We start from the raw sequence: 18,926 nt of genomic DNA, 5'->3' as shown, positions 1-18,926 counted from the left end.
TAGACCAATAGACTTAAAAACTAGGTGTAATTAATGGGAAAAAAGCCTTGGAAAAACAAAAAAAGATGGCTGTTATTAAGCCATCTTTGTCTTTATTTTGTTGATTGTCTTGCTTCAATTCGATGTGGCAATACTACAATTCCGTCTTCCACTGTTTCTTTGTTCATGTATTTTGTCAGCAATCTCATTGCTACAGCACCGATATCGTAAAGAGGCTGTACAATTGTTGTCAACTGTGGTCTTACCATCAAAGTTAGTTTTGTGTTGTCTGAACTGATGATTTCAAAGTCATCTGGAACCTTAAAGCCTTTATCCTCTGCACTGTGAATAACACCAATTGCCATTTCATCTGATCCAACAAAAATAGCTGTTGGCTTTTCATCCAATTCCATCAGTTTGTCAAAGGATTCCATTCCAGACTCATATGTGTAGTCACCTTCAATAACAAGCTCTTCCTTGAAAGCAATACCCGCATCTGCCAACGCTCGCTTATAGCCTTCAAGCTTATGATCACTGTTAATAGGCTCTTCTAATGATCCAAGTACAAGTGCAATAACTTTATGACCTTTTTCTACAAAAGATGTCACAGCATCATATGTTGCTTGTGCATAATCAATGTTTACAGAAGATATTTTTTTGCTTGATTCAACGCTTGCAGCCAGAACGATTGGTACTGGAGATTTTTCAAATTCCTGAACATGCTCTTCTGTAATGTTACCGCCCATGAATACTATTCCATCCACCTGTTTCCCAAGCATTGTATTAAGCAAGTGAAGCTCTTTATCTTTATTTTGATCCGAGTTGCTCAAGATAATGTTATATTTGTACATTGTAGCGATATCTTCAATTCCTCTTGCAAGCTCTGCATAGAAAGTGCTTGAAATATCAGGAATAACAACACCTACAGTTGTTGTCTTTTTGCTTGCCAAACCGCGGGCTACAGCATTAGGTCTGTATCCTAAGCGATCAATTACCTCAAGTACTTTTTTCCTTGTTGCAGGTTTCACATTCGGGTTTCCGTTAACCACACGGGAAACAGTTGCCATGGATACGCTGGCTTCCCTTGCGACATCATATATTGTAATATTCATGTTTTACACTCCTTCTAACGTACATTCTCTATATTTATTTTACGGCAAGTAGCTAGAACCTAAACATTTTTGTTTCATTTTAGCTAATCTTGTCTAATTATGTATTTAATCATACGATAACGTTGCAAATGCCGCAATGACAAGCTTTCATTTTTTTTCAAAAAAACCGTTTTTTTTAATTACTTAAGCATCGCTCTACAAACAGAGCGTTTTCATTTCTAAATATTCTAACATATTATGATATAAATTACCCGTAATAACCTGTATACACTATACTACTCTTTTTATGGACATAATTGCTTAATCATATACATAATAAGATTTAAACAAAAAAACAGATGGAATAATTCCATCTGTTTCCTGTTATGCTCTTACATATGGTGATTCAAGAATTGATTTATAGAACTCGTCGAATTGAGGGATATCCATTTGCTGTGCTGAATCTGATAATGCTACAGCAGGATCCGGATGAACCTCCGCCATGACACCATCTGCTCCAATTGCAAGGGCCGCTTTTGCACAAGGCAGCAGCAAGTCTTTTCTGCCTGTTGAATGCGTTACATCAACAAATACAGGAAGATGTGTTTCCTGCTTTAAAATTGGCACTGCAGAAATGTCCAGTGTATTTCTTGTCGCACGTTCATATGTGCGGATACCTCGCTCACAAAGTATGATTTGATCATTACCTTGGGAAATGATATATTCTGCTGCATTAATGAATTCTTCAATTGTTGCTGCTAAGCCTCTTTTTAGCAAGATTGGCTTTTTCACACTTCCTGCTGCTTTCAACAGTTCAAAGTTTTGCATGTTTCTTGCGCCAATCTGAATAACGTCAATGTAATCCAATGCTTCTTCAATATGCTGCGGACTAACAATTTCACTGATTACACGAAGATCGTATTCATCTGCAACTCGCTTTAAAATTTTTAGTCCTTCCACACCAAGTCCTTGGAAATCGTATGGAGAAGTTCTTGGTTTGAATGCTCCACCGCGAAGCAATGTTAAACCTTTTGCCTTAACGCTCTCAGCAACCTTAGCTACCTGTTCATATGATTCCACTGAACATGGACCGAAAACAAATTTAGGGACACCATCACCAATTTTTGTGCCTCTAATATCAACAATTGTATCTTCCGGTTTCTTCTTGCGTGAAACAAGAAGTGCTTTACTGTCATCTTCTTGCTGCAGCTGTAAGCCTGCTTTAAAAATTTGCTTGAATAAATGAGCAATTGTTCCATTATCAAATGGCCCATCGTTTTTTGCTAAAATGTTATCAAGCATTTTACGCTCCCTTACCGGGTCATAGCGATGTGCTCCATGCGTTACCTTTGTTTGTGCTATTTTTTGAACAAGATCAGCTCTTTCATTAATCTTCTCTAATATTTCTAAGTTTAACTCGTCAATTCTGTCACGAAGCATTTCTAATTCTTTATTGCTCACTTTCTCCATCATCCCTTCAATCAACAAACCAAACAATTTTCACTTTACAAAAAGCCTGTTTGGTCAATTGTGTATTAGTCTTTATACCAACTTAAAAATATGTTACATTTCTCTTAATTGGGTTAATTATAAAACAACTTTATTCCAATGTCACGAATTTTCTTTATTAATTAAACGCTTTTAAGCACTAAAGTATTTTATTCTTTATTTTTATGAAATTTCTAGTAAATCATTACTATTTAAACAGAAGAAGGTGTATTTTTTGCAAAATAAAGAAAAATTATTTGCATTAGATATTGGTACTCGGTCTGTAGTGGGCATCATAATGGAAGTGCTGGATAATAATTATCATGTTGCTGACATTCTTTCCATTGAGCATAAAGAAAGAGCCATGCTTGATGGGCAAATTCATGATGTGCTGGCAGTAGCCAAAATCATTCAAGAAATAAAGTCAAAAATGGAAGAAAAGCACGGTCCACTTCGTAAAGTAAGTGTTGCTGCTGCAGGCCGAGCACTAAAAACGGAAAAGGCTGCTTATGCTGTTGAGATAGAGGGCAAGCCGATGATGACAAATCAGGATATATTACATATGGAGCTTGCTGCCGTGCAACAAGCCCAAAGTGTTGTAGCGGAGAAAAACAGCCGGGAAAACAGTCAATTTTATTACTGTGTTGGCTATTCTGTCCTTCGTTATACACTTGATGAGCAAGAAATGGGAAGCTTAATTGACCAGCAAGGCAGTATTGCAAAAGTTGAAATTATCGCTACATTTCTGCCGAAGGTTGTCGTTGAATCATTGATTGCTGCCTTGCATAGGGCAGACTTGGAAATGGAAGCATTGACACTTGAGCCGATTGCTGCCATCAACGTATTAATTCCCCCATCTATGCGAAGACTGAATGTCGCTCTTGTCGATATTGGAGCAGGCACATCTGATATTGCCATCACAGATCAGGGAACCGTTATTGCATATGGAATGGTACCTGTTGCTGGAGATGAAATTACCGAAGCAATAAGTGACCAATATTTATTAGATTTCCCACTCGCAGAGGAAGCAAAAAAACAGCTGTCAGAGCTGGAGCAAATAACTGTTACCGATATTCTTGGCTTTTCAACAGAGTTAAGCAGGGCAGAAGTTATTGAACAAATTTCACCTGCCCTTGATAAGCTGGCAGATGCTATTTGCAGGGAGATTTTATTGTTAAATAACCACCAGTCTCCGAAGGCTGTTATGCTTGTTGGCGGAGGCAGCCAAACACCTGCCCTTCAGCAAAAAATCGCAGACATGCTGAATTTGCCTGCAAACCGTGTTGCCATCAGAGGGATTGATGCCATTAGCAACATTACCTTTAAGGACCCTTCCATTAAAGGGCCAGAGCTTGTTACACCAGCAGGAATAGCAATTGCAGCCGAGAAATCTCCTGTGCAGTATAAGACTGTATATGTAAATGACCAGCCTATCAGACTATTTGAGGTCAATAAACTGACAATCGGCGACTGTCTGCTTGCCTCGGGCTTATCCCTTTCCAAATTATATGGCAAGCCAGGGATGGCAAAAATCATCTCATTAAATGGACAGAAAATAACCATTCCTGGTTCACATGGAGAAGGTCCTGTGATAAAACGGGATGGCAAAATCTGCTCATTAGATGATCTTGTCGAAAACGGACAAAGCCTGCAAGTGTTTAAAGGGATGGATGGAGAGCCAACACAAGTTCAAATTAAAAGCTTAATAGATTTAGACAGCGGAAGAGTTGTCCGTATTAATGGGAAGGAATATACCATACAGCCTAAACTATTATGTAATGGCAAAGCAACATCACATGAAGCCTGGATCGAGGATCGCGATGACATTAATGTCTTGACTGTCAAAACACTTCAGGAGCTCCTTGAAACACTCGAATTACACGCCTATTTGGAGGAGCTGCGTCCATATCAAATTAAAATAAACGATAAGGATACAATTATACCTGCTTTTTCTGGAAAGCTTTTTCGTAATGGACTTCCTTCTAGATTAACTCACAGCTTTGAAAGTGCGGATGACATACTCATCGAAAAAAGACTAGTTCCAACAGTGACGGAGCTGGCTGAAAGAAGACAGATGCTATTGTACCAAGTCCTCCCAGTCACCTTTAACGGTAAAAAGCTGACACTTACTAAACAGCTTGCCCAGGTAACAAAAAACGGGCATACATTAAAACTGGATGACAAGGTTCCACCTTATGAAAAAATCCAAATCGAGCAAAAACCATTTGAAGGATTTCTGTTCCAGGATTTATTTGCTTATGTGCAAATTGACATCCCACAGGATAAGCAAGGTAGCTTTGAGCTCTTGAAAAATGGAGAATCGGCAACCTTTTTAACTCCAATTAACAAAGGGGATGAACTTTCTATTGTATGGAAGGTTCCTGCAACATAAAAAAGGATGGCATATGGATAAATCCAATATGCCATCCTTTTTCTTATGCTTTAACGCTTGCTTCTTTAAGTGAATTAACGGTAATCCCACCATGTGATGCATTCCACACGACAGAACGATCGGAAAACAACAGTGCTTGCGGTGACTCATGTCTTATACCAAATGTTTCCGCGATATAGTTAGAAAGTGGTCGTGCATCTTGAACAGCCAAATAATAAGTGTTCACTTCTGCATTTGCATCCGCATATTGCTTGTATTCGTCAAATGCTGCTGCACTTATCGGACATGTCAGGCTATGCTTTACGATGAATGCTGACTTATTGTTGCTCAAAACTTCTTCAAATTGCTCAACTGTTTCAATCTTTTCCATAATACCCCTCCAGTCTTATCATCCTATAAAAAGGCAGCCCCATTACTGGGGCGTCCTACTATTATTGGTTATATTTACTTTCTGTTTCATCAAAAGCTTTTTTCGTTTCTTCTAGCTTTCTTTGAATCTCATCGTACTCACGTTGAAAAGGATCATTTTCAGCTCCGGCGGCAACAGCCTCTTCTGGTTGCTGTTCATCCTTACCTAAGCCTTTCACCTTGCCCACTAAATCGTTTGAATGCTTGGAAACAGTGCTGCCAATGCTGCCTGTCTTATCTTTGGCAATACTGATATATTCTGTCCCTTTGTCCTTCACAGTTCCAGAAAGTTCAATCCCTTTTTCCTTAAGGATACCAGCTTGCTGATTAAGATCTTGAATCAATTCTTTTCCAGGCTTTGGAGCAAGAAAAAGGGCTGTTGCAGCTCCAACAATTCCTCCTACAATTGCACCAATTAAAAAGTCTTTTCCACCTGTACTTTCATTTTCAACGACTGTTGTTTCGTATTCTCTTGTCATCATTATCCCTCCTAAAAAGTTTAATGTGCTTTTACTTTTACTTTTATGCCGTTCTCTGCTGTTCTTCTAGCTTTCCACTGATCTCTAATGTTAAAGAACATTTTGCTGTACTGAAGTACTTGGGCAATCTTGTCCTGATTATGCACAAGCTTTTGCTCCACATTTTGATTGATGTTTTGAATAGAATCATTGAATCCTTTTACTGAAGTGCCAATGCCCTTCACTGCATCAACCACACCGTTAAGGCTTTCTGATTTTTGCTGAATATCCTCAGCAAGCTCATTTGTCTTATGCAGCAAGATAGTCGTTTCCTTTGTAACCCCGTCAAGCTGTCTTTCAAGACCAACTAATGTCTTTGAGACACTATCAAGAGTGATATGTAACGATTTCAATGTTCTGGCAACATACACAACCAAAATAGTGAAAGCAATGGCAATTAATGCAACACTACAATATAAAATGATAATCATTTACAGCTACACCTCCGCTTTTTCATTGTTTTTCCCAATTTGGCTAATGCCTAAACCTTTCTTCTATTATAGTTGGAAAAACATCCAGAAACAAATAAAACAGGTAAATTCATCCTATAACTTTCGTGTCAAAACGCATCAATAGTTTGGTTAATTTTACACAATATTATTTAAGAAAAATATTTTTTGGGGTACAATAAAATGGTTGAACGAACAAAGACTAAATGTGCTATTCAACAATTTCTACATATGACGAAGTGTCAAAATCTTTTAAAAATACAGGAGGCATTATATGAAAGACCCACGTATAGAACTGTTAGCTAAAAATTTAATTAATTATTCGATCAGATTGCAAAAAGGTGAAAAAGTCCTAATTGAAAATTTTGGTTTGCAAAAGGAGCTTGTCAAAGCACTTGTTAAAGAAGCATATGCTGTAGGGGGATTCCCATTTGTGTCCTTAAAGGATAATGATGTCAACAGAGCATTGCTTTTAGGTGCACAAGAGGAGCAATATGAGATGCTGGCTAGCTTTGAAGCAAATGTGATGAGCCAGATGGATGCTTATATCGGGCTTCGTGCGGGAGATAATATTAATGAGCATGCTGATGTGCCTGCAGAAAAAATGAAAATTGAGGGTGCTACTGTCGGAAAGAAAGTACACCGTGAAATCCGCGTTCCGAAAACAAGATGGGTTGTGCTGCGCTATCCAAGCCCATCCATGGCACAGCTTGCTAAAATGAGCACAGACGGATTTGAAGACTTTTACTTCAATGTGTGCAACCTTGATTATGGCAAAATGGATAAGGCGATGGACAATCTCGTTGACCTGATGAATAAAACAGACGAAGTTAAAATCACTGGTCCGGGAACAGATCTAACTTTCTCTATCAAAGATATACCTGCAATAAAATGCTCAGGACAAATGAACATTCCTGATGGAGAGGTTTATACAGCTCCTGTGCGTAATTCTGTTAATGGAACACTTACTTACAATACACCATCTCCATACCAAGGCTTTACGTTTGAGCAGGTTAAACTGACATTCAAGGACGGCAAAATCATTGAAGCTACTTCCAATGATACAGAACGCTTAAACGCAATTCTTGATACGGATGAAGGAGCAAGATTTATCGGCGAATTTGCCATTGGTGTTAACCCATATATCCTTCACCCGATGCAGGATATTTTGTTTGATGAAAAAATTGACGGAAGCTTCCATTTCACACCAGGACAATGCTATGACGATGCATTCAATGACAACCATTCTAATATCCATTGGGATATGGTCAACATCCAAAGACCTGATTACGGCGGTGGAGAAATTTCCTTTGACGGCGTACTTATTAGAAAAGATGGAAGATTTGTGATACCTGAATTGGAAGCACTGAATCCTGAAAATCTAAAATAATAGCCAAAAAAAGATGCTGATTTCTCAGCATCTTTTTTTACTTTATACTAATGTTTTTTCATAAGCATCCTGGAACTTCTGAACATCGCCAGCACCCATAAACAGGATAACTGCCTTTTCATGAGCTTTTAATGCTTCAATACTTTCTTCAGCAATGATTTTGCTGCCTGGTACCTTCTCTGCCAAATCTTCAATGCTCAGCTTGCCATGGTTCTCACGAGCTGACCCGAAAATTTCGCAAAGATAAGCAGAATCTGCCAGGTTTAAACTGTCGGCAAATTCATTTAAGAAAGTTTGTGTTCTTGAGAAGGTATGCGGTTGGAAAACTGCTACTACTTCTCTGTCTGGATACTTCTGTCTAGCCGCTTCAATCGTTGCCTTAATCTCTGTTGGATGATGGGCATAGTCATCAATGATTACTTGCTCACCAATACGCTTTTCAGAGAATCTGCGCTTAACACCCTCAAATGACATAAGTCGTTCCTGCACAATACCTGCATCTAAATCTTCATAATGACTTAGGGCAATGACAGATAATGCATTTAAAATATTATGGTTTCCGAAAGTCGGAATAGAGAATGTATTGTAGTAAGTATTTCTTACATATACTTCAAACGTTGTACCTTCTGTAGTCTTCACAACATTTCTTGCTTGGAAGTCATTTTCATCATCAAAACCATAAAAAACTACAGGCACTTTTGCTTGAATTTTTTGGAGCTGTTCATCATCACCACAAGCAAAGATTCCTTTGTTCACTTGCCAAGCCATTTCCTGGAATGCAGAAAAGACATCATCAACATTAGCAAAATAATCAGGATGATCAAAATCAATGTTAGTCATGATCGCATAATCAGGGAAGTATGATAAGAAATGTCGTCTGTACTCACAAGCTTCAAATGCAAAGTACTCCGCATTTTCTGTTCCTCTTCCAGTTCCATCTCCAATTAAATAGGCTGTCGGCTTTGCACCTTTCATAACATGCGCAAGCAAGCCTGTTGTTGATGTTTTTCCATGAGCACCTGTTACGGCAACGCTTGTGAACTGCTTCATAAAATCGCCTAAAAAACGGTGGTAGCGCACAACTGGAAGACCTAATGCATTTGCTTCCACAACCTCTTCATGCGTATCAGAGAAAGCATTTCCCACAATAATATTCATCCCAGGCTGAATGTTTTCCTTTGAGAAAGGAAGAATTTTAATTCCTGACTGTTCTAAAGCCACCTGTGTAAAAAATCTCTTTTCTACATCCGATCCTTGAACTTGTAAACCCATATCATGCAGGATTTGTGCAAGTGCACTCATCCCTGACCCTTTAATACCTACGAAGTGGTAAATAGTCATATAAAAGAACCTCCAACTATCGTATATCTTTTACACAGTATATGAAATGAACCTATAATTTGCTCATAGCATAAATTTCTCCACTATGGACCCCGTTTATAACTATTTTTTCTCCTAAAGACCTTTTAGAAAAGGAAAATATTCAAACGGGGTAGATTTAACTTTTTTTTCCTTTTTTTACTCGCATTTATTCATTATACCATCTTTTATTAAGAAAAACTATGTATCAATCATATTCCCTATTGAAAGGAATTATATTAGTGATACATGCAGTTTTCGAAAAAATTAATGCTGCTCTGTGTCATGGAGCTGTAAAAACTCCACTTGTGTTATAAGTACGTCTCTTGGCTTTGTGCCTTTTGCCTCTGAAATATACCCCTGCTTTTCCATCATGTCAATAAGTCGCGCTGCTCGATTATAGCCGATTTTAAAGTTTCTTTGAAGACTCGATGTAGATGCGCCGCCTTGTTCAATGATAAATTCGCACGCTTCATAGAATAGCTCATCTTCCTCTTCTGACATTTGAACCTTCTTCAATAGCTCTTCTTGTTCAAATAAATAATCCGGTTTTCTCTCTCTTCTGGCATGTGCAACGACTTGGTCAATTTCTTCATCTGAAACAAATGTTCCTTGTAAACGAACTGGCTTTGATGTCCCATTCTCCAAAAAGAGCATATCTCCCTTTCCAAGGAGTTTTTCTGCTCCACTTATATCTATAACTGTTCTTGAGTCGATTTGAGATGATACAGAAAATGCTATCCTTGTTGGGACATTTGCTTTTATAAGCCCTGTAATAACGTCTACAGACGGTCTCTGCGTGGCAATAAGTAAATGAATGCCGCAAGCTCTTGCCTTTTGAGCAATCCTGCTGATGGCTTCCTCTACATCTGCAGGGGCCATCATCATTAAATCGGCAAGCTCATCAATTATAATAACAATATACGGCAGCTTTTGTGCATATTGTTGGTTCTCTTCAGCCAGCTGATTATATTTCGTTATATCCCTAACACCTGCATGTGCAAGCAGCTCATAACGCCGCTCCATCTCCTCGACAGCCCATTTTAATGCAGCTGTTGCTGTTTTCACATCTGTGATAACAGGACTAGCCAAATGAGGAATATAATTATATGGCGCAAGTTCTACCATTTTTGGATCGATGAGTAAAAGCTTCAAGTCTTCGGGCTTTGCCTTATACAGAAGACTAACAAGCATCGTATTGATACAAACACTTTTACCAGAACCAGTTGCACCTGCAATTAGCCCATGCGGCATTTTGCGCAAATCAGTGACAATCGGCTTGCCGGAAATATCAAGCCCTAAAGCAACCGTCAATGGTGAAGCAGAATCTTTAAACTCATCACTATTAAGAATTTCACTCAGCAATACAGGTCTGCTCGTACGATTAGGAACCTCGATTCCGATTGTATGCTTCCCAGGAATAGGCGCCTCAATCCGAATATCTTTAGCAGCTAGGCTCAATTTCAAATCATCGGATAGGTTAGTAATCTTGCTAACCTTAACTCCAGGCTCAGGCTGTACTTCATACCTTGTAACGGAAGGTCCCTGAGTAACATTGACCACTTTTGCATGAACATTGAAGTTCTTAAAAGTATGGTTCAAAAGCTCCGTCTGTTCTTCTATCCAGCCATCATGCTCTGTATTATAAATCGGCGGGCTCAAAAGTTCATCCTCAGGGAAAACATAATAAGGCAGCTCTTCGACAACTGGCTCTGACACCACTGACTGTTCCTCTTGCACTCCAACAACTGGCTCTAACACCACTGCCTGTTCCTCTTGTATTCGAACAACTGGCTCTAACACCACTGACTGTTCCTCTTGTATTCGAACAACTGGCTCTGACACCGCTGCCTGTTCCTCTTGCACTCGATCGACTGGCTCTAATGCCGCTGCCTGTTCCTCTTGTACTCCAACAACTGGCTCTGATGCTGCTGCCTGTTCCTCTTGCACTTGAACAACTGGCTCAAACACCACTGCCTGTTCCTCTTGCACTTGAACAATTGGCTCTAACACCGCTGCCTGTTCCTCTTGTACTTGAACAATTGGCTCTAATGCTGCTGCCTGTTCCTCTTGTACTTGAACAATTGGCTCTGATGCTGCTGCCTGTTCCTCTTGTTCTCGATCGACTGGCTCTAATGCTGCTGCACTTTCAGTTATTAATTGCGAAGTTTGCTCTCGCTTCTTTATTTGCTGTTCTTTTCTTTTAGTTTCAAGAGATTTTCTATCCGTATTTAACATCAACACATTAAACGGTAAAGCTCTTTTCTTAACAGGAGCATCCTGTGGTTCCTTCGTTTCTTCCACATCCGATTGATCCTGTTTTGCAACGGATGTGTTCACTGCCGTTACTTCTGTTTTTTCATTAGAAGGTTGCTCTTCTGTCAAGACAGATGATACTTCCGAATGGCTTGACTGTTCCACTTCCACTGGTACATGTTCTTTCGCAGCAATCTCAAACTTCTCTTCTATACTATTTGCTGTTTCTTCCATTTTTAGCATTACTGCCGATTCATTGATAGCTGGAAGCTCTTCAAACTGCAGGCTGCTCTCTGCTTGCGTTGAATAACGCTCTGCTGGCTCCACAACCTCTGTTGGCTCGACATACATCTTTTCTTCCTGTGGCAAAATAACTTCCACTTTCGCTGAGGTCTGTTCCTCCTCTTTACGAAGTGGTTCCCTATCCGACTCCACGGCTACTGCTGGCTCTGCATGCAGCTCTTCTTCCTGTGGCAAAATAACTTCCACTTTCGCTGAGGTCTGTTCCTCCTCTTTACGAAGTGGTTCTCTATCCAACTCCACGACTACTGCTGGCTCTGCATACAGCTCTTCTTCCTGTGGCAAAATAACTTCCACTTTCGCTGAGGTCTGTTCCTCCTCTTTACGAAGTGGTTCTCTATCCGACTCCACGACTACTGCTGGCTCTGCATACAGCTCTTCTTCCTGTGGCAAAATAACTTCCACTTTCGCTGAGGTCTGTTCCTCCACCAGCTCATAAACGACAGTCGACTCAGCATACATTACAGCTTCTGCCTCTTGTGGCTGTGTTTTTTCTTCTGCTATTAAGCTAACAAATAATCCTTCATTTTGAATTTCTTCATTTTGAATTAGAGAATTCAATTCTTCCGTTTCTTCCATTATGAAAGCCGGCTGCAGTTCTTCTTCATTTGAATGTACTGCCGGGTTTGAATTTTCGAGTGTTACTTTGTTTAGGTCTGAAGCTTCTGTATTTATTGCTGTTTCTTTTGTGGTTTGCTCCATTTTGACTTCTTCAGCAAAACCTTTTTCAAAGAAATTACTTTCTTTTGACTCTTCCTTCTTCAACTCCGCCCTTAAAGCGGCTTGCTCTGCTGCTTCTTTCCTTCTCATAACAGAAGTAAGGAAATCACTGCTGTCCATTTTCGTGCGCGCTACTTCTACTATTGGTTGCACATCGACTTTCGGCCTATTATTATATCCATAAATAGGAGACGGGATTTCTGTCGGTTTAAAAGGCATTTTTGACTGGTAGCTCTTCGGATTTGGAGTGCTTTCAGGTACTTCCCGCGGCTTCGTCCTGTTATGTATGGCTTGAGAGCTTGTTCTTCTGTTGTTAGAAATCTCCTGCCTGTTTGCTTGCCTTCTGTCTGACGTAAGTTCCTGCATGCCTTTATGTGCTGACACATTTTGTCTTCTGTCATTCGGTCGCTCATGTCTGCCTGCATTAGTTGACGCGTGTTGATTTCTGTTAGACTGCTCTTGCCTCCCAGTAAAGCTGACCCCATTTTGCCTTTTATCAGCAATATGGTCGTGTTTTTCCGTATAGCCTTGTCCACTTTGCCTTACTGCTTCAGCAGGCTCCTGTCCTTCTGTTGCTTGAGCATTTTGCCTTCGTTCAGCTTGGTGGTCCTGTCTTCCTTGTCTGCCAGGAATGCCTATTTCTTCATCAGAAATGACGGGAAACCGAAATTTCCCCTTCGGATATTGGTAAATGATTTTTGCATCTTCTTCTTTTTTCCACTCATTATTCCACTCGTTTCGAATATGTGGATCTTCTTGTTTTTGTGCAGCTTCAAATGGCTCCATCTCTTCGTGGTCCTCTTTAATAAACTGCTTTATTACTTTTTTGAACCAACTCACTGTAAATCACTCTTTCCATCTTTCTCTCTACTATTTTAACAGTTTATTGATAAAATCGAGATAAAAATCGATATATTCCCTGTACTATTCTATTATATTTCACTATTTTCCAATTGCAAGGAGGCAAAACTTGCTAAAAAAACTAACATTCCCCAATATGCTACCATACGAAAAAGGGCAGACACCGAATCAGCAGGACCATTTGTCTAAACTGATTCTCGTACACTACCCTTATTTTAAATAACGAATATTACATCCTGTTTTCATTCAGGCAATAATCTCGAATCAAACAGATTAAGTTTTGCAAACAAGCAAGAAAATGTTCACTGCTCTTTTTTCTTGTTTTTCCCTAAAATAAACACAGGTTCTAAACTTCCATCTTCATAAAGGAAGGACAGTGCTGTAATTGGAACTCTGCCGCTTGCAAAAAAGCTCATTGTCATTTGCGCTAAAATGTCATAGCCTGTCTCATTTTCTATATCTGCAATAATTAACACATCTTGATGCGGTACTGCTACAGCCATTGTGCCCTTTACCGTCTCACTCATTTCCTTAAGGAAAGAATCGTTAAGAATACGGCTTGCATCATATCCGTCATTCGTATTCAAGAAATAAAATGTGTTGCCTGCAACCTGATCAGTTTTAAAACTTGTCCGTAAAGAACGGGCATTAAAGAGAGCCACTTCCTTAATTCGGCTGTGCTTCCAGTTTTCCTTATGCATGATTTTTTCATCTATGAGACGATAAGTATTGCCCATATCCAATGCATAATAAATTCTTGTTTCTGCTGTATGCTCATCCACTACGAATGGTATTTCTTCATTAGTTTGCAACGGAAATGAGGTCGAGCGAATAACAGGGTAAATATTTTTTTCTTTCCCTTCAAGGGCTGGATCCTCTACCAATGCAGTTAAGCCATTTTCAATATAATAAACAACTTCATCTACAGCTTTTTCCTTTTCTTGCTCCCATTTTGCAATAATTCCTGGTAAAGAAATTGTGACACCTTTGCCAGCATCCTTGCTCTCTATACGAAGTTGATCCTTTTTAGAATCAAACGTAAACACTCTTCCTTCTGCTTTAAGCCTGTCTTGTAAGAGGTTCTTCATTTTTTTGCTGTCCATCTTCATTAACGCTGTTTCCCCCTTTTAGAGTGGGTAATAATAATTGCTTTTCCTATTATAATAGCAGTTGACTGTCTTTTCAAAGAATCTGGAATTCTACATACAAAAAAAAAGCAGCGTTCAACATAGAAACGCTGCTTCATGCCTTTACTATTTCAATCACAATGATTCAATAAAGTTCTCAATTTCTTCTTGTGTTTTACGGTCTTTGCTGACAAAGCGGCCAAGTTCCTTGCCACCTTCAAAGGCAACAAAGCTTGGAATACCAAACACATCTAATTCGATGCATGTATCAATGAATTTATCACGATCAATGTGAATAAATGTAAACTCGCTGTACTTCTGTTCTACTTCTGGCATAAATGGGTCTATAAAACGGCAATCTCCGCACCAATTGGCAGAAAATAAAAACACATGCTTATTGCTGCTATTTTTTAACTCGTTAAACTCCTCTTGTGACTGTAAATCTCTCATTTGTTAATCCCCCTATCGCTGACATTTATTATTTGATACTAACAAAACATCTGTCTTTTCACTACTATTATGCTCGCTTCTTTATTATTGGCTTGTCTTTAAATCATATTCATATTGACCAACTAACGACTCCATGACTTGTGCAAACATTCTTTGCCTAGTTATTTTGCCATTTGTGAAAACGCCAATTGCGCCTTCATTGTGTCGGACATTCTTTTTGTTTGCATAGCGATCCATAACAGGACCAAGTTCTTCTCCTGCAAGCAGTGCATTTGCAACGTCTGCAGGTAAAGGAATGCTTGCACCTCCGCCAATATATGTTCGTCCACACCTAAGGACAAGAGCTCCCCAGTTACAAATAAGCAGGCCATGTTCTGTTTGCTTAACACCGCCTTCAAGACCGATACCGATATCTCCTTTTCCAGTAACTAACGCATTTTTAGCACGGTTAATTGCACCTGTAATCGTTTCTTCATCAGAAAACGGCTGAGCACTTACACCTGATGCAACATCAAGCTCCAAAAATTCCACATCCGACATTAAGCTGAAGCCTTCCTTAACTGCCCCTGACTTTGCCGGATTTTTTGTTCCAATACATACAATCATGTTAGACTCTCCTATCCTGCTTGCCTTTTTTCAATGGAAAAAAGAGACAGTTATATCTGCCTCTTTGACTATTTATTACACATTTGCTTTAATGGATTCCACCATCGTTTTATCTGTTGCTTTCACAAGCTTCACAACTAGCTCTTTCGCTGCTGCATAATCATCCACATGAATGATAGAAGCGCTAGTATGAATATATCTCGAGCAAATACCAATTACAGCACTTGGTACACCCTCATTTGAAGTATGCACTCGCCCTGCATCTGTTCCGCCTGGTGAGATGAAGTACTGATAAGCAATATTATTGCTCTCCGCTGTATCAAGGATAAATTCCCTCATCCCTCTATGTGTCACCATGGTGCGATCGTATATACGAAGCAAAGCACCTTTTCCTAATTGACCAAATTGGTTTTTGTCACCAGAAGTATCATTTGCAGGGCTTGCGTCCAATGCATAAAATATGTCAGGCTGAATCATATTAGCAGCCGTTTGCGCTCCGCGCAGTCCAACCTCTTCTTGTACTGTTGCACCAGAATATAAGGTATTAGGAAGCTGCTCACCTTGAAGCTCCTTCAGCAACTCGATAGCAAGCCCACATCCATAGCGGTTATCCCAAGCCTTCGCCATAATCTTCTTTTTATTTGCCATTGGAGTAAATGGGCAAATCGGAACAATTGGCTGTCCTGGCTTGATACCGATTGACACAGCATCTGCTTTATCATCAGCGCCAATATCAATAAGCATGTTTTTGATATCCATCGGCTTGCTGCGCTGTGCATCATCAAGCAAATGCGGAGGAATAGATGCGATCACCCCGATTATCGGACCATTATCTGTCATCACTTGCACTCGTTGGGCAAGCAGTACTTGGCTCCACCAGCCTCCAATTGGCTGAAATCGAATCATCCCATTTTCCGTAATAGATGTTACCATAAAACCAACTTCGTCCATATGGCCAGCAACCATAACTCTTGGCCCTTCTTCTAATCCATTTTTCACACCAAAAATACTGCCAAGATTGTCTTGAATTATTTCATCACTGTATTTTTCAAGCTCTGTGCGCATAAAATTTCTTACTTCATGTTCATTTCCTGCAATACCTCGTAATTCAGTCAATGTACGGAATAAATCCATTGTTTGCTCGTTCATTGTAATGCTCCTCTTTTTTTAAAAATTATGTATTTATTTATTTTATCGAAATATTAATATTATCGCTACCAATATACATAACAATTGCAATATTCCTCTTATTGTTCAATCGTGAAATAATTACGATTTTTTGTTTTATTTCACTTATCTCTGCTATTTTGGCTATAATAATAAACAGATTGGAAAGGAGCAAAGATATGAACTGGAAAACGTTATTGGCAGGAGCGGCAGTAGGTTTTGCAACAAGCTATGCAACAAAGGAAATAATTTCAAGAAACTATTCCATCTCCAGTGACACTGTTCTTAAAACAGTTAAAGCAGCGTTTAAAGAGCAAGGACCAATTACTGGCAGCTGGATTAATATGCAAAAAGAACCATTTGAAACAGCAGGTGCCACTCACCAGATTTACCGCGGGGGCATCACAAGACTGAATGAGGGAATTAATCAATCCTATGAATTTCTGGCAGATAGCAAGACAGGAAATCTGCTCGATATTTATGAAATTTAAATTTACATAGTCCATTGCTTAACCCACTAGCAATGGACACTTTAAGCTCGTTTTATCGCTTCCTTTATTTCACCTTTATCGTTCCATTTTACTCCACGATAGACTGCATCATGATAAAATGTGAACCAAGCATCGTTTTCAATTCCCCAGTTAATCCATTTCTGTTTTTCCTCAATGGATGTCATTGGATAATCATCATATGCTGTCACCCAAAGCACATTTTGATGGGCATGTGTTGGTAGCAGGTCAGCCAGGTGAATAGCGATGTCACCACCATCCTCTATGATAAGAATAGAGTGACCGTTACTATGGCCTCCCGTGTGAACAAGCTTAATTGGCCCCATACTCCACTTTTGTTCAAAGGTTTTCACTTGGCTTTCAATCGGTCTCCAGTTTTGTTCCCAATAAGTATTTCGGGACCGTATATTTGGATCCTTCATCTCTGTCCATTCTTGATTTGACGTAATAATTTCTGCATTTGGAAATATGGATACAAGCTCACCATCTTCTAGCTTTGACAATCCACTAGCATGATCAAAATGCATATGTGTCATCAGCACATAATCAATATCGAAAGGAGAAATTCCGAGTGTACGGAGATTTTCTTCTAGTGAGGATTCTTCATCCACTCCATAATTACGCTTTTGCTTTTCAGTCAGTTTGCCATTTCCGATTCCTGCATCAACAAGAATTTTCTTTCCAGCGTATTCGAAAAATATCGGGTCACTTGGCAGATTGACTTGGTTTAATTCATTGCACTCATATTTTTTTGTCCATAACGGCTTCGGTACTACCCCAAAAATGGCCCCGCCATCCATTTTAGTATTGCCGCCATTTAACCACGTTAACGTAATTTCCCCTATTTTTAAACTGTTCATGCAAGCATACCTCCTAAGAATGTCCTTAATTAAAATTATATTCGATTTTACTAAGAAGTATAAGAATATAGCATAAAAAAAGAGACTAGCCATGAGCATAGTCTCTTTTCAATCATGATTTAAATTGTGTTTCACTTCGGAAAATTCTGCTGCCGCGTGACGAAAATTTCTCTTCATATTCTGTCATAATATTTCCTTCATAATCACTATTATGAAGGTCAAGGCTGACAAATTTCAGCAGCATGCCATACTCAGAGAAGCTTCGCAGCGAGTATTCAAACAAGCCTTGATTATCTGTTTTGAAGTGGATTTCACCATTTGGGATAAGCACTTCCTCGTACGATTTCAAGAATGTCTTGAACGTAAGTCTTCTCTTTTCATGTCTTGTTTTCGGCCATGGATCAGAGAAATTCAAGTAGACGCGCTCTACTTCCCCTTTAAGGAAGTAATCAGTCAGCTTGGATGCATCCAAATTCATTAGCTTTAAATTGGGTACCTCTGCTTCAATTACCCTGTCTAATGCAGCAACAATAACACTTTCTTGCAATTCAATTCCGATATAGTTAATATGCGGATTTGCTTTAGCCATTTCTGTAATAAATCTGCCTTTACCTGTACCTACTTCTATATGAATGGGTCCTTTACCGCTAAATGCTTGATCCCATTTTCCTTTCCACTCTTCAGGATGCTTGACAGCATATTGGGGATATGCCAGCAGCTTGTCCTTCGCCCATGGTTTATGTCTTAATCGCATTGGTGACACTCCTTCTTTACATATATCCTTTACATATATCCATCAAACAATAACATTCTTAAGGCTATCATGCAATACTCTTTTCTTTTCCAAACTTGCCCCAATTCTTACGAATTAGACAGGGTAATTTTTCAAATGCAAATAAAGTATAAAGAAAAAAAAGAATTCACAACCTATTAGTGAATTCCTTTACTGGTATTTGACCCAGAAATCTTATTTTTTTTAAAGAAACCTAAAAGAAA

The 18,926-nt window shown here is 39.2% G+C and carries 16 protein-coding genes; 3 read left to right on the top strand and 13 right to left on the bottom strand.

Features of this window, described 5'->3' with window-relative positions:
• Window positions 1-92: 92 nt before the first annotated feature.
• Together ccpA and CEQ21_RS17590 are read right to left on the bottom strand one after the other, a co-directional pair.
• The gene (gene ccpA, locus CEQ21_RS17595; RefSeq protein WP_185765636.1) at window positions 93-1,091 is read right to left on the bottom strand and encodes a catabolite control protein A; all 999 of its coding nucleotides are present in this window, start codon (window positions 1,089-1,091) and stop codon (window positions 93-95) included.
• Between the two features lie 363 nt (window positions 1,092-1,454).
• The gene (locus tag CEQ21_RS17590; protein WP_185765635.1) at window positions 1,455-2,531 is read right to left on the bottom strand and encodes a bifunctional 3-deoxy-7-phosphoheptulonate synthase/chorismate mutase; all 1,077 of its coding nucleotides are present in this window, start codon (window positions 2,529-2,531) and stop codon (window positions 1,455-1,457) included.
• A gap of 262 nt (window positions 2,532-2,793) precedes the next feature.
• Between CEQ21_RS17590 and pilM the strand changes: the two genes are divergently transcribed.
• A complete protein-coding gene (gene pilM, locus CEQ21_RS17585; RefSeq protein ID WP_185765634.1) occupies window positions 2,794-4,950 on the top strand; it encodes a cell division protein FtsA in 2,157 nt (718 codons plus the stop codon).
• 43 nt (window positions 4,951-4,993) lie between these two features.
• Here pilM and ytxJ read toward each other — a convergent pair whose 3' ends face one another.
• The 3 genes from ytxJ to CEQ21_RS17570 form a co-directional block, all read right to left on the bottom strand.
• Window positions 4,994-5,320, bottom strand: a complete 327-nt coding sequence (gene ytxJ / locus CEQ21_RS17580; RefSeq protein ID WP_185765633.1) for a bacillithiol system redox-active protein YtxJ — start codon at window positions 5,318-5,320, stop codon at window positions 4,994-4,996.
• Between the two features lie 61 nt (window positions 5,321-5,381).
• Window positions 5,382-5,840: a YtxH domain-containing protein gene (locus tag CEQ21_RS17575; RefSeq protein ID WP_185765632.1), complete on the bottom strand. Its 459-nt coding sequence runs from the start codon at window positions 5,838-5,840 to the stop codon at window positions 5,382-5,384.
• 17 nt (window positions 5,841-5,857) lie between these two features.
• Complete coding sequence (locus tag CEQ21_RS17570; RefSeq protein WP_185765631.1) at window positions 5,858-6,307, bottom strand: DUF948 domain-containing protein; 450 nt, start codon at window positions 6,305-6,307, stop codon at window positions 5,858-5,860.
• A 292-nt stretch (window positions 6,308-6,599) separates the two neighbouring features.
• Here CEQ21_RS17570 and CEQ21_RS17565 point away from each other — a divergent pair, with 292 nt between their 5' ends.
• Window positions 6,600-7,715 (top strand): aminopeptidase, encoded by a 1,116-nt coding sequence (locus tag CEQ21_RS17565; RefSeq protein WP_185765630.1) that lies wholly within the window; start codon window positions 6,600-6,602, stop codon window positions 7,713-7,715.
• Between the two features lie 42 nt (window positions 7,716-7,757).
• Here the strand turns inward: CEQ21_RS17565 and murC are convergent, their stop codons facing one another.
• The 6 genes from murC to CEQ21_RS17535 all read right to left on the bottom strand — a co-directional run bounded on the left by murC (window position 7,758) and on the right by CEQ21_RS17535 (window position 16,543).
• Window positions 7,758-9,056 (bottom strand): UDP-N-acetylmuramate--L-alanine ligase, encoded by a 1,299-nt coding sequence (gene murC / locus CEQ21_RS17560; RefSeq protein WP_185765629.1) that lies wholly within the window; start codon window positions 9,054-9,056, stop codon window positions 7,758-7,760.
• Between the two features lie 285 nt (window positions 9,057-9,341).
• Window positions 9,342-13,190: a DNA translocase FtsK gene (locus tag CEQ21_RS27415; RefSeq protein WP_328593483.1), complete on the bottom strand. Its 3,849-nt coding sequence runs from the start codon at window positions 13,188-13,190 to the stop codon at window positions 9,342-9,344.
• A 323-nt stretch (window positions 13,191-13,513) separates the two neighbouring features.
• Window positions 13,514-14,314 carry a DUF1444 domain-containing protein gene (locus tag CEQ21_RS17550; RefSeq protein WP_185767316.1) on the bottom strand — a complete coding sequence of 267 codons (801 nt, stop codon included), beginning with the start codon at window positions 14,312-14,314 and terminating at the stop codon, window positions 13,514-13,516.
• A 159-nt stretch (window positions 14,315-14,473) separates the two neighbouring features.
• A complete protein-coding gene (locus CEQ21_RS17545) occupies window positions 14,474-14,788 on the bottom strand; it encodes a thioredoxin family protein (protein ID WP_185765628.1) in 315 nt (104 codons plus the stop codon).
• Between the two features lie 84 nt (window positions 14,789-14,872).
• A complete protein-coding gene (locus tag CEQ21_RS17540; protein ID WP_185765627.1) occupies window positions 14,873-15,394 on the bottom strand; it encodes a DUF84 family protein in 522 nt (173 codons plus the stop codon).
• Between the two features lie 75 nt (window positions 15,395-15,469).
• Entirely contained in the window at window positions 15,470-16,543 is a 1,074-nt protein-coding gene (locus tag CEQ21_RS17535; RefSeq protein ID WP_185765626.1) for a M42 family metallopeptidase, read from the bottom strand.
• Window positions 16,544-16,740: 197 nt separating this feature from the next.
• Between CEQ21_RS17535 and CEQ21_RS17530 the strand changes: the two genes are divergently transcribed.
• Window positions 16,741-17,052 carry a hypothetical protein gene (locus CEQ21_RS17530; RefSeq protein ID WP_185765625.1) on the top strand — a complete coding sequence of 104 codons (312 nt, stop codon included), beginning with the start codon at window positions 16,741-16,743 and terminating at the stop codon, window positions 17,050-17,052.
• Window positions 17,053-17,093: 41 nt separating this feature from the next.
• Here CEQ21_RS17530 and CEQ21_RS17525 read toward each other — a convergent pair whose 3' ends face one another.
• Both CEQ21_RS17525 and trmB read right to left on the bottom strand, forming a co-directional pair.
• On the bottom strand, window positions 17,094-17,930 hold the full coding sequence (locus CEQ21_RS17525) for a YtnP family quorum-quenching lactonase (RefSeq protein ID WP_185765624.1): 837 nt from the start codon (window positions 17,928-17,930) through the stop codon (window positions 17,094-17,096).
• 112 nt (window positions 17,931-18,042) lie between these two features.
• Window positions 18,043-18,684, bottom strand: coding sequence for a tRNA (guanosine(46)-N7)-methyltransferase TrmB (trmB, locus tag CEQ21_RS17520; protein WP_185765623.1), 642 nt, complete (start codon window positions 18,682-18,684; stop codon window positions 18,043-18,045).
• Window positions 18,685-18,926 lie beyond the last annotated feature (242 nt).

Source organism: Niallia circulans (assembly GCF_007273535.1).
Classification (GTDB): domain Bacteria; phylum Bacillota; class Bacilli; order Bacillales; family Cytobacillaceae; genus Niallia; species Niallia circulans_B.
Note: the sequence above shows the minus strand (reverse complement) of the source record. Positions and strands in the feature narration are given on the sequence as shown.

What these genes read in the sequence shown, in the direction of transcription:
- trmB (WP_185765623.1), bottom strand. Translation starts at nt 18,684, where the DNA reads ATGCGATTAAGACATAAACCATGGGCGAAGGACAAGCTGCTGGCATAT.
- ccpA (WP_185765636.1), bottom strand. Translation starts at nt 1,091, where the DNA reads ATGAATATTACAATATATGATGTCGCAAGGGAAGCCAGCGTATCCATG.
- murC (WP_185765629.1), bottom strand. Translation starts at nt 9,056, where the DNA reads ATGACTATTTACCACTTCGTAGGTATTAAAGGGTCAGGGATGAGTGCA.
- CEQ21_RS17525 (WP_185765624.1), bottom strand. Translation starts at nt 17,930, where the DNA reads ATGAACAGTTTAAAAATAGGGGAAATTACGTTAACGTGGTTAAATGGC.
- CEQ21_RS17545 (WP_185765628.1), bottom strand. Translation starts at nt 14,788, where the DNA reads ATGAGAGATTTACAGTCACAAGAGGAGTTTAACGAGTTAAAAAATAGC.
- CEQ21_RS17550 (WP_185767316.1), bottom strand. Translation starts at nt 14,314, where the DNA reads ATGGACAGCAAAAAAATGAAGAACCTCTTACAAGACAGGCTTAAAGCA.
- ytxJ (WP_185765633.1), bottom strand. Translation starts at nt 5,320, where the DNA reads ATGGAAAAGATTGAAACAGTTGAGCAATTTGAAGAAGTTTTGAGCAAC.
- CEQ21_RS17535 (WP_185765626.1), bottom strand. Translation starts at nt 16,543, where the DNA reads ATGAACGAGCAAACAATGGATTTATTCCGTACATTGACTGAATTACGA.
- CEQ21_RS17575 (WP_185765632.1), bottom strand. Translation starts at nt 5,840, where the DNA reads ATGATGACAAGAGAATACGAAACAACAGTCGTTGAAAATGAAAGTACA.
- CEQ21_RS17540 (WP_185765627.1), bottom strand. Translation starts at nt 15,394, where the DNA reads ATGATTGTATGTATTGGAACAAAAAATCCGGCAAAGTCAGGGGCAGTT.
- CEQ21_RS17530 (WP_185765625.1), top strand. Translation starts at nt 16,741, where the DNA reads ATGAACTGGAAAACGTTATTGGCAGGAGCGGCAGTAGGTTTTGCAACA.
- CEQ21_RS17570 (WP_185765631.1), bottom strand. Translation starts at nt 6,307, where the DNA reads ATGATTATCATTTTATATTGTAGTGTTGCATTAATTGCCATTGCTTTC.
- CEQ21_RS17565 (WP_185765630.1), top strand. Translation starts at nt 6,600, where the DNA reads ATGAAAGACCCACGTATAGAACTGTTAGCTAAAAATTTAATTAATTAT.